Origin of the sequence: Algoriphagus sp. TR-M9 (assembly GCF_027594545.1) — a bacterium.
GTDB classification, from domain to species: Bacteria; Bacteroidota; Bacteroidia; order Cytophagales; family Cyclobacteriaceae; genus Algoriphagus; species Algoriphagus halophytocola.
Genome location: NZ_CP115160.1, coordinates 4,029,309 through 4,042,754 on the forward strand (window position 1 = coordinate 4,029,309; position 13,446 = coordinate 4,042,754).

Sequence of the window (13,446 nt, forward strand, 5' to 3'; positions counted from 1 at the left end):
CTAAAAAACTATGGAAATCTTAACCTGGACCTACCTGCTGGTAGGGATTACTTTCGCCATCTATATCGGAATTGCCATCTGGTCACGCGCCGGATCTACCAAGGAATTTTACGTAGCCGGAGGCGGAGTTTCTCCTCTAGCCAATGGCATGGCTACAGCCGCTGACTGGATGTCTGCTGCCTCTTTTATCTCCATGGCCGGTATTATTTCATTTGCAGGCTATGACGGGTCTGTGTATCTCATGGGCTGGACCGGAGGATATGTATTGCTCGCACTGCTTTTGGCTCCATACTTGAGAAAATTCGGAAAATTCACGGTTCCTGACTTCGTAGGCGATCGGTACTATTCCAAAACTGCCAAAGTCGTGGCGGTGATCTGCGCCTTGTTTATCTCCTTTACTTATGTAGCCGGGCAAATGCGGGGTGTAGGAATAGTCTTTTCAAGATACCTGGAAGTACCCATAGAGTGGGGCGTGGTGATCGGAATGTGTATCGTGTTTTTCTACGCCGTTTTAGGTGGAATGAAAGGCATCACTTACACCCAGGTAGCCCAATATTGCGTGTTGATTTTTGCATACATGGTTCCGGCTATTTTCATTTCCATGCAGTTAACCGGAAACCCAATACCTCAATTGGGTCTGGGAGGATCAGTAGCAGATGGCACCCCTCTGTTGGATAAGCTGGATGGAGTTCTGACGGAACTTGGTTTTGCAGCATATACCTCGGGAAGAAAAAGCATCACCGACATGTTTATGATCACCCTGGCCTTGATGGTCGGCACGGCAGGACTTCCACATGTGATTGTTCGTTTTTTTACAGTTCCAAGGGTAAAAGACGCAAGAATCTCCGCTGGCTATGCGCTGGTATTTATTGCTATTTTATATACTACAGCTCCGGCAATCGCCGCATTCGGGATCTATAACACCATTGACAGCACTTCTGAGAAAAGCATTTCCCAGCTGCCCGAATGGATCAGTACCTGGCAAAAAACCGATCTGATCAAAGTGGATGATAAAAATGGGGATGGTAAGATCCAATATGTGGCCGATCAGACAGCCAATGAATTGAGCATAGATCGGGACATTATGGTTTTGGCAAGCCCGGAAATTGCAGAGTTGCCCAATTGGGTGGTAGGACTAGTGGCAGCTGGAGCGATGGCAGCCGCACTTTCTACCGCAGCAGGTTTGCTATTAGTAATTTCCACTTCAGTATCCCGAGATCTTTTCAAAACATTTAAACCGGAAATTTCGGAGAAAAAGGAACTGAGAATAGCTCGCCTGGCAGCAGCCGGAGCAGTTTTGCTGGCAGGATATTTCGGAGTAAATCCTCCCGGCTTTGTGGCGCAGGTGGTTGCATTTGCTTTTGGTCTGGCAGCGGCTTCCTTTTTCCCGGTCATTATCATGGGGATTTTCTCATCTAGAATCAATAAAGAAGGCGCCATTTCGGGGATGATTACCGGCTTGGTATTTACGATTGGCTACATCATCTTTTTCAAATTTATCAGTCCTGAAACAAACACAGCGGATAATTGGTGGTTTGGAGTATCACCAGAGGGAATCGGCTCCATAGGAATGATATTAAATTTCATCGTTTGTGTGCTAGTTTCCAGATTCACCCCAGCACCTCCACAGGATGTGCAGGACATGGTACAGGAAATAAGAATACCGCGTGGTGCTGGTAAAGCTCAGGATCATTAAATTAGAGCTTCATTTACCCAAAATTGAATACAATAAACCAAGATTACCATGAGTGATAGAATACATACCCTCAGCGGGTACCTTTACGAATACCAAAAAAGTGTAACTCAGCCAGAAGAGTTTTGGGCTAGAATTGCAGATTCATTTCACTGGAGAAAGCGCTGGTCCAAGGTTTTGAAATGGAATTTCGAGGAGCCGGATGTAAAATGGTTTGTAGATGCTAAACTGAACATTACCGAAAATATTTTTGAGCGTCATCTATTCACCATAGGTGACAGGCCAGCTATTATCTGGGAAGCCAATGATCCCAATGAAGCAGGAAGAACCTTGACATACAAAGAGCTTTTTCATGAAGTAAACCGCTTCGCAAATGCGCTCAAAAGCAAAGGAATAGGCAAAGGAGATAAAGTTATTATCTACATGCCCATGGTGCCTGAAGCGGCGATTGCCATGCTTGCCTGCGCTAGAATCGGTGCGATCCACTCTGTAGTTTTCGCAGGTTTTTCCAGCTCTGCCCTTGCCGATAGGGTCAATGACTGCGGGGCCAAAGCGATTTTGACAGCTGACGGAAATTTCCGTGGAAGCAAAAAAATAGCAGTGAAAGCAGTGGTAGATGAGGCTTTGGAAAAAAGCGAAGTGGAAACTGTCATCGTCTATGAACGCACCCAGCAGGAAGTGAGCATGAAAGAAGGCCGGGATTTCTGGTGGCATGAGGTAATAGCTGAAGAATCACAGGAATGTGCTCCCGAAGAAATGGACAGCGAGGATATGCTTTTCATTCTTTACACCTCAGGCTCCACCGGCAAACCAAAAGGTGTGGTCCATACCACCGGAGGATACATGGTCTATTCCCAGTACTCCTTTGACAATGTGTTCCAATATTCTGAAGGTGATGTGTACTGGTGTACTGCGGACGTGGGCTGGATCACCGGTCACTCTTATATCGTTTACGGACCACTGTTGGCTGGAGCTACTACCCTGATGTTCGAAGGTGTGCCTACTTTCCCTGACGCAGGACGCTTCTGGCAAGTGGTAGAAAAGCACCAGGTGAACGTCTTCTACACCGCACCTACGGCAATCCGGGCACTGCAAGCTTATGGCACTGAGCCTATACAGAAATATGATCTAAGTTCTTTGAAAGTATTGGGCTCTGTAGGAGAACCCATCAACGAAGAAGCATGGCACTGGTACCATACTCATATTGGCAAGGGTAAGTGCCCCATCGTGGATACCTGGTGGCAGACCGAGACGGGTGGAATTATGGTTTCGCCTATTGCCGGTATCACTCCCACCAAGCCTGCATTTGCGACTTTACCCCTCCCCGGAGTGCAGCTGTGCATCGTAGACCCAGAAGGAAATGAACTCACCGGAAATTCGGTAGAAGGAAACCTCTGCATCAAGTTCCCTTGGCCAGGTATGATCCGTACCACCTACGGAGACCATGAGCGCTGCAAACAAACCTACTTCTCTACCTATAAGGGGATGTACTTTACAGGCGATGGAGTGAAGCGTGATCATGATGGATATTACAGAATTCTGGGTCGTGTGGATGATGTCATCAACGTCTCTGGCCACAGAATGGGAACTGCCGAAGTCGAAAATGCGATCAATGAACACCCGAAAGTAATAGAATCCGCAGTAGTCGGATATCCTCACGAGGTCAAAGGTCAGGGAATTTACGCCTATGTAATCGCCGATCTTACCAATAGAACTGAGGATAACTTGATGAATGAGATCAAAGAAATGATTTCCAAAATCATTGGTCCAATCGCCAAACCAGACAAAATCCAGTTTGTGCCGGGACTGCCAAAAACCAGATCAGGAAAAATCATGCGTAGAATACTCAGAAAAGTAGCAGAAGGATCTCTGGACAACATGGGTGATACCAGCACCCTGCTTGACCCAGATGTGGTGACCAAGATCATCGAAGGCAAAAAATAACTAATCAGCCAAGATCCAGGATTGAATCGGGATCTTGGCTCTTTTCTAATCCTTTGGAGTAGAGTCCTCCTCTTCTTCATCCATCTGTATAGAAGAAACTATGGTGTCCGCCGAATCCATTTCCTGCTTATAAAAATTATGAACGCCCACCATAAAAGCTACAATCAACGCCCATAGTATCCGCCTGCAATACCGATATAATTGAGAAGCTATTTTCATTATGATATTAAGTTACACCATAGCTATCAATTCCCATACCTACTCCGATATTTAGACAGATTGTCAGTAACTTACACTATGGACCACATGGACTCACTATTCACCTGACACTACTTCCCAGATATGCCCAATGTAATTGTCAATAGAGTAGCAGAGTTTCTAAAGCGTTATCCTCCATTCTCGTTTTTGTCAAATGAAGAATTAGAGAAAATCGCCTCCTCTGTTGAGATCAATTACCTGGAAAAGGGCGAGACTCTCTTTGAACAAGGTGACCCTCCCAGCCCTCATTTTTTTATCTTGAAAGAGGGCGAAATTCACCTCAGCGAAAATCAAACTACAGGGGAAGAAATAAAGGAATATTTAGATGAAGGCGACGTGTTTGGGGTCCTGGCACTACTGGGAAAAAGACCATATGTGCTCAATGCTAAGATTTCACAAAACAGTCTGATCTATGCGATTCCTGTCCAGGTTTTCGAAGAAATATTACAAAGCAATACACGAGTTGCGCTATATTTTGCAGCAGGGTTTGCATCGGGACAGGTAGTGGTAAGGCAGGATTTGTCCCAAGGACAAAAAGCCCGCGGCATATTGAAAAGCAAATCCCGGGATAACTCCTTGCTTATTTTTTCTGATCAGTCGGAAATCAGATATTCGGAAAAGGTACTCACCTGCAATGAATCAAAAACAGTCCAAGAAGCCGCTCAACTCATGGTAGATGCAGATGTGAGTAGTATAATCATAGTGGACCAAGCCTACAAACCTAAAGGAATCATCACAGACAAGGACCTACGTACCAAAGTGATCGCATGTGCATTGCCCGGAAATACACCAGTGGCCAAAGTGATGACTTCTCCCGTAATCACTAGCAAAAAGGATAGTGGTTTCTCAGACCTTTATCTCACCATGATCAAAAACCGACTTCATCACTTAGTGCTTACTGAGGATGGATCAGACCAATCTGCGATTTGTGGGATCATTTCAGATCACGATGTACTGCTGTCTATGGGAAATAGTCCGGCAGTTTTGATTCATGGACTGCTCAATACCCTGGATGTAAAGGAAATGCGATCCATTCGTGACCGCGCCGGTCAGATGCTGGCTTACTACTTGGAGAATGAAGTATCCATGGATTTTGTGGCATCGGTCATGACCGAGATTAATGACCTGATCATCCAACAAGCCCTAAAAATCGCTGAAAATACCTGGGCAGCGCATTACCCTGAAGTGTCTAGCGTTAGGTATTGTTTTTTGGCGTTGGGGAGTGAAGGCCGAGAGGAACAATTACTGCGGACAGATCAGGACAATGCGCTGGTATATGAGGATGTGGACGAAAGTCTAAAACCAGTAGCTGCAGAATACTTCCTCAAACTAGGCACCTCAGTGGTAGAAACCCTGCTCGCCTGTGGGTTTGAATCTTGCCCTGGAGAAATCATGGCAAGCAATCCCAAATGGGTCCAGCCGGTTTCCAACTGGGAAAATTACTTTTCCAATTGGATTTTGACTCCTACCCAAAACGCACTGCTTTCTGCCTCCATTTTTTTTGATTTCCGGCACATCGGCGGCAGCAGCGGACTGGCAGAAGAACTGAGTCTGTTTATTTATGAGTCGGTTAAGAAAAAACCAATTTTCCTGAATTTCTTGGCGCAAAACACCTTGGCGACCCCTCCCCCTTTGGGCTTTTTCAAGAATTTTGTGGTGGAAAAATCCGGAGAGCACAGAGATCAATTTGACATCAAAGCGCGTGCAATCCGCCCTTTGGTGGATTTGGGTCGATTGCTCACCTTAAGCCACGGAGTGATAGGTGTCAATAATACATTCAAGAGATTTGAGCGGCTGGCAGAGCTGGAGCCCAGCTACAAAGAGCTTTTTGGACAGGCAGCGAAGGCATTTGAAATTCTGATCCGTATGCGGGCAATCGAAGGCATGAAAAATGGAAATGACGGGAGGTTTATCCACCCGGAAAGCCTAGGCAAACTTCAGCGCCAGCTTCTAAAAAACACCTTTGTGCCGATCGCTGAACTCCAAGACATCGTGAAAGTACGTTTTCAGCTAGACCACTTTGGGAAATGACTTGGTGGCCATTTTCAAAACCCAAACCCGATCCTCAGGATTTTGTCAAAAAATACCTAGAGCGAAATAAGGCTCAAATACCGGGTATTCGGACCTTAGATCAGCTAAGCTTTATCGTTTTAGATACTGAAACTACGGGACTGGACACCAAAAAAGACTCCGTGCTTTCCTTTGGGGCAGTGAAAATTGCACAGAAGCGCATCCTGATTAATTCGGCCGTAGAATGGTATCCGGAAATGTTTCAGGCACTAAATCAATCTCCCTTGATCCACGGAATGGTGGAGCGTAGTAATCAGATCTCCACGTCCACATTTGTCAAAAGGCTACTCGAATACTTCTCCGGCGACATTCTGGTGGGACATCATCTTGGTTTTGATCTGGCTATGCTACAAAAGCTCAGCGCACCGTTTGGGCTGGATCAATTCAAAAACCCCACGCTCGACACCATGAGTCTTGCGGTGAGGCTGGACCATGGCCCCACAGTAAATCTCAATCATGTACAGGTCAAAAATTACAGTTTAGACGCCCTGTGTGAACGTCACCAAATCCCCTTGGATGATCGGCATACTGCTGCGGGAGATGCTCACCTTACCGCCTTATTACTATTAAAATTACTGAAAATAGCAGCAGCCAAAGGCATTGTGTCCTACGCTCAACTCCTCCGCTAGTATTTCTTGCAAGACTAGGTTTCTGATTTAGTATTTTGCGCCAATTATTCCTGATATAAAAACTTATTTACCAGCCACTTAACATTACCTTTAAGCATTGCTTTGATCTCCATTCAGACTTTTTATTAATGGTTTCTACACATTTTTTCATGTGAGCATAGCTAGCTGAATGAGCGGTCTGATGCATCAAGCTAAACCAGCAAAGAGAAAGGTCATCGCAGAGATGGCCTTTCTTATTTCCAATCCACATTTATTCTGCCTTCAGCTTTCATCTGGATCACCAATTCTTTATGCATAGGATAAAATCCGGCTGGCTCCACATGCAGCTCCTGAATCTTCAAATCGGTAATCGGAGTGCTCAATTGCAATCGTTCGCTGATATTGGACAAACTTTCTTCTAACAAGCTTCCTATCGGAAAAACAGCCCTATTTTCAATCCGACGGATGATTTTGCGCTTTTTCAAGCCTACTCCTGTTTGCGCGCCAAAACTGCCGCTCTCCATTTTAAAATTCACCTGATCAAAAACCAACCGCTCATTTTCCGAATCGTATTCCGGCTGCCCTACTACAAAAAGCGTCCCTTCCAGCCTTTTTCCATTGGTTTGCTCCGCAAAGAAATCCATATTAATCGCCAGCAAATCTCCAAAAGCTTGGGTTCGGATATTAGAAGGAGTCATGCTTGTTTTCTTATCAATTCTAAAGGTTTTTCCTGCTACATTCTCTTGAAGAAACCCATCCAAAAACGCATAATCTAAGGAGAATGGAATCAGCATTTCAAATTCATTCTTCTCATTCTCATTCCCACTCAGATCAGGTAATGGAAATGCCCGGGATGGAGCTGCACCCGCGGGGTGACTGTTTATCTTCCCATTCATTCCCAGCCATAAATTGTAATTCTGCTCCTCGTCAAAAAACTCTTTTAACTTCACCGCCTGCGGCTGGATTGAAAATGCTCGCTCACCACCAACCCAATTCACAGAAAAAGGTCTCCCTACCTGAGCCCAAGCCAAATCAACCATGGTTTTTAAGCTGGCAATCTGTTTCCCTTCACCCAGGTATTCATTGCCCCACTTGCTGATCTCCTTCGCCAAAAGTCCACTCAGGTCAACCTGCATTCCCAGCACATCTACTCCTAGGCTTCCCCCCAGCTCCATCAACTCAAACTGCTCAGCACCAATACTCCAATCCGGATGAATCACAGGATCTACTATAAACACCGGAGCAAAATCCTCATCCAGCGGCAACTTGGACTGGAAGAGACTCCCCAGCCCTTTGGGTTTCAGCCCCACTCTACCTGATACATTAATGGGCACAGTCAGTTGGATTCTCTGACTATCCAAAGCCGTCCAAGTGATCTGTCCGTTTCTACTCAATTGCAAATCTCCAGTGACCCCACCGCCTAGATCCATTCCTTGTTCTTGCAGAAGAGTAGTGGGAATCTGTCCGTTTAGAAGCTTACTCAGGGTTTCCTTAGGAAGTTTCAAAGGTACATTGACCGAGGAGCTAGATGGCGGAGGAGGAGTACCTGGGCCAGGATTGGCAGTAGGGTCCAGACTTTTGCAGGAAAATAAAATGAAGATTGCGAGTACTATTGACAGTTGGCAGAGGATAAATTGCCAGCGGAACTGAATTTTCATAAATGAAGTTTAATTTGCTGTGTGGCTAAAAACTACCTACAACTATTGCCCCAAAAATTAGGATTCGAAAAAATGAATTGGAATAAACTGACAGAAGCAGCGCAAATCGATGAGATAAAGGCTTTGAGCAAGGAAAAACCTGTGTTGATTTTCAAACATAGTACCAGATGCTCCATCAGCAGTATGTCACTGGATCGCCTGCTTCGCAAGTGGAAAGATCAGGATCTGGAGAAAGTCACTCCTTATTTTTTAGATCTGATTGCCTATAGGCAGTTATCTGACCAGGTAGCTACGGAATTTAAAATCCCGCATGAATCTCCACAGGTAATCTTGATTCAGAACGCTGAAGCCATCTATTCCAATAGCCATTTCGGCATATCTTATGGCGAATTGATGGAGAAAGTTTAGCTAGCTGATTTTCAAACTAAATTTTCGCCATTTATCCTGTCTCACATCCATTCTTGTTTTTGTGCAGATGCGAAATAAACCATTGCCCTTTAACTAGGTCAAAGAAGTAGAAATTCGCATCTATATGAAAAACAATTACACTTTTATCTTACTGATTTTTAGTCTGTTAATCGGAACATCAGTATTCGCTCAGCGTCCTACTAGCCAGGAACGACCTACGCGGAAATTTACCGGCACCGTCATAGACGGAAGCACCCAGACTCCAATGGCTGGAGCAAACGTACTAGTGAAAACTGTAACTGACTCCCTTTTGGTGGGGGCAGTGACCGACGGCCAAGGTAAATTTGAAATCGCCAGACCTAATATTCCTACGGTAAAATTCATGGTCACCTTCATAGGTTATGAAACGATCACTAAGGTTCATGAGAGAAGAGAGTCCGTAGAACTGGGCCAGTTGATTTTGAAAGAAGATGCCCAAACACTGGGTGAAGTGATCATTGAGGGGCAGACAGCAGTAGGCGAAATGCGTGGAGACACAACCTCCTTCAATGCCGCAGCTTTCAAAACCAAAGAAAATGGAATGGCTGAGGATCTGGTCAGAAAATTACCGGGTGTGACCATCGCCAATGGAGAAGTACAGGCGCAAGGTGAAGCGGTACAAAAAATCCTGGTGGATGGTAGAGAGTTCTTTGGTTCCGATCCAAATATTGCTTTAAGAAACCTGCCTGCAGATGCCATCGATCGCGTGGAAGTACTGGATCAAAAGTCGGATCAGACCAGGTTGACTGGATTTGATGACGGTACGTACACCAAGACCATCAATATCATACTCAGAGAAGATCGGAAAGCCGGCCAGTTTGGACGAGTATATGGAGGCTATGGTACAGACGATAGATACACAGCTGGAGGTAGTGTCAATCTCTTTTCAGGAGATCGGAGAGTTTCCATTCTTGGGCTTTTCAATAATATCAATCAGCAAAATTTCTCCAGTCAGGATTTGGCAGGTGTCAATGCCAACTCATCCGGTGGACGTGGACGCGGCGGCTGGGGCGGCGGTGGCGGCAGCTTCTATGGAGGAAATGACATCGGTACCATTACTACCAATGCTTTGGGGCTGAACTATAGTGATAAGCTTGGTTCAAAAGTGAATTTGACAGGTAGCTATTTCTTTAATAACACCAACAATACCTTGAGACAGATCACCAACCGGGAAACGGTGATCAATGAGGACCTTTCGCAGTATTATCAGGAAAACCTGATCAACACCGTGGAGAATTTCAACCATAGGGCAAATGCCAGAATCGAAGCGGACCTGAATGAGAAAAATTCCCTGATTATCACACCAAACATTTCTTTTCAAACGAGCAAAACATACAGCGATCGAGATGCTCTAACTATGAATAGTCTGGGAGACTCACTATCAGCTTTGAGATCCATTACAGATGCTGAAAACCAGTCTTATAACATTTCCAATAATCTTACCTATAGATATAAGTTTGATAAGCCAGGGAGAACTCTTTCCACAGACATCTTTACCAATTGGAATAATAATGATCGGTATTCGGAGCTTTTGGCTGCCAGCGTAGACTACGACAGAAATGAGCTGGACACCACTTTGCAAGAGACTGATGTTCTATCCAAAGGATTCAACTACCGGGTAAACATGACCTGGACAGAGCCTCTAGGCGAAAAATCCAGAGCCACATTAGGCTATCAAGTCGGCAACAACAAAACCGATTCTGACCAGCGTACCCGAGTCTTAGACGATGAAATGCAGCCCGTGCTTGACACGGCATTGAGCAATGTCTTTGTCAACAAGTTTATCACCCAGCGGGTACGAACCGGATTTGCCTATAACAATGAAGGCTGGAACTATAACTTCAACTTGGATTATCAAAACGCCAAACTGGATAATGAAGCTTTATTCCCTAATGAAGGCGTATTCAACAGAGACTTTAACAATCTCCTCCCTAGCGCGCACGTAAGCTTCCGAAACCGAGAAACCGGCCTGAATTTCCGAGTAAGATACCGCACCAATACAGACGAGCCCTCAGTAAGCCAGCTCCAAAACGTGGTAAACAATCAAAACCCACTTAGCCTGAGTGTAGGTAATCCTACCCTGAAGCAAAGCTATGGACATAGCATCTTCGCCAATATCGGAAAATTCGACATGGAGAAGAATCGCTCTTTCTTTATGTTCCTTAATTTCTCCAGTACCAATAATTACATAGGCAGCAGCACCTTTGTAGCGGCACAGGACACCTTGATCAATGGGGAAGTACTTTTGAGAAAAGGTGGGCAAATCAGAATGCCGGTAAACCTGGATGGCAACTTCAACTCCCGCTTGTTCATGTCTTATGGAGCTCCTATTCAGAAAATCAAATCCAAAGTCAACTTCAACACCCGACTAGGATTCACTAGAAATCCAGGTATGATCAATGGGGAGCGAAATCTAAATGACAATATCGATCTGAGCCAGGGCATCACTCTGACCAGTAATATCAGCAAGGATTTTGATTTCACCTTAAGTACTACAGGTACCTATACCATAGTCAACTCCAGCCTTCAGGCAAATCTGGATCAAAACTACTACATCCAGGAGTCTAATATTCGGCTTTATTATTCCCCAAATGATGGAAAACTCTTTGTGGGCAATAACATCAATAACTCACTGTACAGTGGACTTTCTGAAGGATTTGATCAGTCTGTATGGCTATGGAATATTGAAGCAGGTTACCGCTTTGCAAAAAACAACAAGGCTGAGTTAAAAGTGGTAGTCTTTGATCTACTCAATCAAAATAACAGCATACAGCGAACCATATCTGATGTGGCAGTGACAGATGTGTACACCAATGTACTGACCCGTTATGGCTTATTGACCTTTACTTACATCATAGGAAACTTTAAGGAAAACACCAGCAACACTAATGACTCAAGGCCATGGAGAGGCGGAGGAAGAACCTGGTAAATAATGATTTACGGAACTTGGTCTAAGTTTTACGTGATAACCGACTGGATATTTTCAGTCGGTTTTTTTCTTATTTTCACCTACTAAATTTTAGTAAAAAAACTATATTGTTTCTAAATGAAGATCCTAAACCCATTTTTGCTATTTATTTTTCTTTTTTCTTGCGCAACGAAAAATGAAGAAGAAAATCATCGAATCATTTCGCTGGAAGATTTTAAAGAGATTTCACTTAACTCAGAAAAACACTATTTCCAAGAAGTTATCAATGCCTCAAGTTTTGCGCTTCAAGGTGACAAGATCCTTATAAGTGAATATCATAACATCCCCGATAAGTCACCTCGAATTCATATCATAAATACCAGTGATTGGACTTATGACAAACCCAAAGGAAGGTATGGGAAAGGCCCGTTAGAGACTTTTATACCCGAATTCATAGTTTCTCGGGACACTGAAAGATTTTTGGTCTATGATTACAATAACCGAAAAATTTCAACTTTTTCAATTAATGACACTTCACTTTTGGCAACTAGTGACCGGAAAATCACGAACCCAAATTTCGGCCCCATGAGACTAGCATTAACTCCCAACAGAAATTATTTAGGTGTTGCCAGGGAGAATGAAAACAAACTTTTAGAGTTCGATCTTGAGGGAAGCCTCATCGCTGAATATGGTGAATTTGAAAAATTAGAAGAACGGCCAGAACTAACAAAGCTTCAGATCAGTCTTCTAAGCAATGGCCGATTCCACGGCAACCCTAAAAATGGAATTTATGTCAGAGCTAGCATTTACAGGGATCTATTGGAGATTTTCGACTATAAAACGAAAAAATTTATTTCTGTTGCAGGCCCTGATTTGAACTTGCCTGAATTTGAATACCATCAATCTGAATTTGGTGGAATGCTTAGCTTTGAACCTGATGTTCATTTTAAATATCAGGCAGTGACAGTAACCAATAATTATATTTTTGTTCTGTACTCAGGGTTTTCTCAACTAGACTATTCCAATACCGGATCTGTGGCAAAAGAAATTCGGGTATTTGATCTAAAAGGCAATCCTAAATGGAGATTGATATTGGATAGATCAATATCAGGCCTAGGTGTCAACGAAAAATCAAACGAAATCTACGGACTCACTACCGATAAAGATCCTGGAATAGCTGTTTTCCAGATTCCAGATGAGGCATTAAACTAAAAAAGCCGACTCCCTAAGGAGCCGACTTCACGATTGGGTGACAAGCAACGATTACATTTTAGGTAGAACCACGGTATCTACAGAGTGAATCACCCCATTGGATTGCCATACATCCGCAATCGTTACTTTGGATTCTCCACCGTTTTCGTCAGTGATATAAAGGTCTTTACCTTTCATCCAGGCAGTTAATTTTCCGCCTTGAACTGTAGTGAGCACAGCTTTACCATCTCCTTTTTTGATCGCAGCAGCGATTTCTTTGGAACCCATTTTACCGGCTACCACGTGGTAAGTAAGCACCGCTTGCAATTGCCCTTTGTTTCCTGGCTTCAAAAGCGTCTCTACAGTACCTTTTGGAAGTTTTTCGAAAGCCATATTATCAGGAGCAAATACGGTGAATGGGCCAGCTCCTTGAAGAGTCTCTACCAAACCGGCTGCTTTTACTGCTGCTACCAACGTGGTGTGATCAGCAGAATTCACTGCATTTGCCACGATATTTTTAGAAGGATACATTTCTGCTCCACCTACCAGTTTTGTTTTTTCCATTTGTGCATTCACCGTGTTTGCAGAAAGAAAAATAAAGGCTGCAAGAGCTAATTTGAAGAAGTTTTCAATTTTCATAATCTTGTTAGTTTGATGATTTTTTAGGTT

At 44.0% G+C, this 13,446-nt stretch carries 10 protein-coding genes; 7 read left to right on the top strand and 3 right to left on the bottom strand.

Going from position 1 to position 13,446, the window contains the following annotated elements:
• The first annotated feature begins 10 nt into the window (after positions 1-10).
• Entirely contained in the window at positions 11-1,696 is a 1,686-nt protein-coding gene (locus tag PBT90_RS17235) for a sodium:solute symporter family protein (protein ID WP_270130327.1), read from the top strand.
• A gap of 48 nt (positions 1,697-1,744) precedes the next feature.
• Positions 1,745-3,637, top strand: coding sequence for an acetate--CoA ligase (gene acs / locus PBT90_RS17240; RefSeq protein ID WP_270130330.1), 1,893 nt, complete (start codon positions 1,745-1,747; stop codon positions 3,635-3,637).
• Between the two features lie 45 nt (positions 3,638-3,682).
• Here the strand turns inward: acs and PBT90_RS17245 are convergent, their stop codons facing one another.
• Positions 3,683-3,856 (bottom strand): hypothetical protein, encoded by a 174-nt coding sequence (locus PBT90_RS17245; protein WP_270130332.1) that lies wholly within the window; start codon positions 3,854-3,856, stop codon positions 3,683-3,685.
• A gap of 123 nt (positions 3,857-3,979) precedes the next feature.
• On the opposite strand from PBT90_RS17245, the gene PBT90_RS17250 reads away from it, so the two are divergent.
• Positions 3,980-5,926 carry a DUF294 nucleotidyltransferase-like domain-containing protein gene (locus tag PBT90_RS17250; RefSeq protein ID WP_270130334.1) on the top strand — a complete coding sequence of 649 codons (1,947 nt, stop codon included), beginning with the start codon at positions 3,980-3,982 and terminating at the stop codon, positions 5,924-5,926.
• Entirely contained in the window at positions 5,923-6,594 is a 672-nt protein-coding gene (locus tag PBT90_RS17255; RefSeq protein WP_270130336.1) for a 3'-5' exonuclease, read from the top strand. The genes PBT90_RS17250 and PBT90_RS17255 overlap by 4 nt, the downstream gene beginning before the upstream one ends.
• Positions 6,595-6,827: 233 nt before the next feature.
• On the opposite strand, the gene PBT90_RS17260 is transcribed toward PBT90_RS17255, so the two are convergent.
• Positions 6,828-8,231 carry a DUF4403 family protein gene (locus PBT90_RS17260; protein ID WP_270130338.1) on the bottom strand — a complete coding sequence of 468 codons (1,404 nt, stop codon included), beginning with the start codon at positions 8,229-8,231 and terminating at the stop codon, positions 6,828-6,830.
• A 72-nt stretch (positions 8,232-8,303) separates the two neighbouring features.
• On the opposite strand from PBT90_RS17260, the gene ytxJ reads away from it, so the two are divergent.
• The 3 genes from ytxJ to PBT90_RS17275 all read left to right on the top strand — a co-directional run bounded on the left by ytxJ (position 8,304) and on the right by PBT90_RS17275 (position 12,798).
• Positions 8,304-8,639 carry a bacillithiol system redox-active protein YtxJ gene (ytxJ, locus tag PBT90_RS17265; RefSeq protein WP_264807749.1) on the top strand — a complete coding sequence of 112 codons (336 nt, stop codon included), beginning with the start codon at positions 8,304-8,306 and terminating at the stop codon, positions 8,637-8,639.
• Positions 8,640-8,763: 124 nt separating this feature from the next.
• Complete coding sequence (locus tag PBT90_RS17270; protein WP_270130341.1) at positions 8,764-11,607, top strand: TonB-dependent receptor; 2,844 nt, start codon at positions 8,764-8,766, stop codon at positions 11,605-11,607.
• A gap of 117 nt (positions 11,608-11,724) precedes the next feature.
• A complete protein-coding gene (locus tag PBT90_RS17275) occupies positions 11,725-12,798 on the top strand; it encodes a BF3164 family lipoprotein (RefSeq protein ID WP_270130343.1) in 1,074 nt (357 codons plus the stop codon).
• 51 nt (positions 12,799-12,849) lie between these two features.
• On the opposite strand, the gene PBT90_RS17280 is transcribed toward PBT90_RS17275, so the two are convergent.
• Positions 12,850-13,416, bottom strand: a complete 567-nt coding sequence (locus PBT90_RS17280) for a fasciclin domain-containing protein (protein WP_270130345.1) — start codon at positions 13,414-13,416, stop codon at positions 12,850-12,852.
• Between the last annotated feature and the right edge of the window lie 30 nt (positions 13,417-13,446).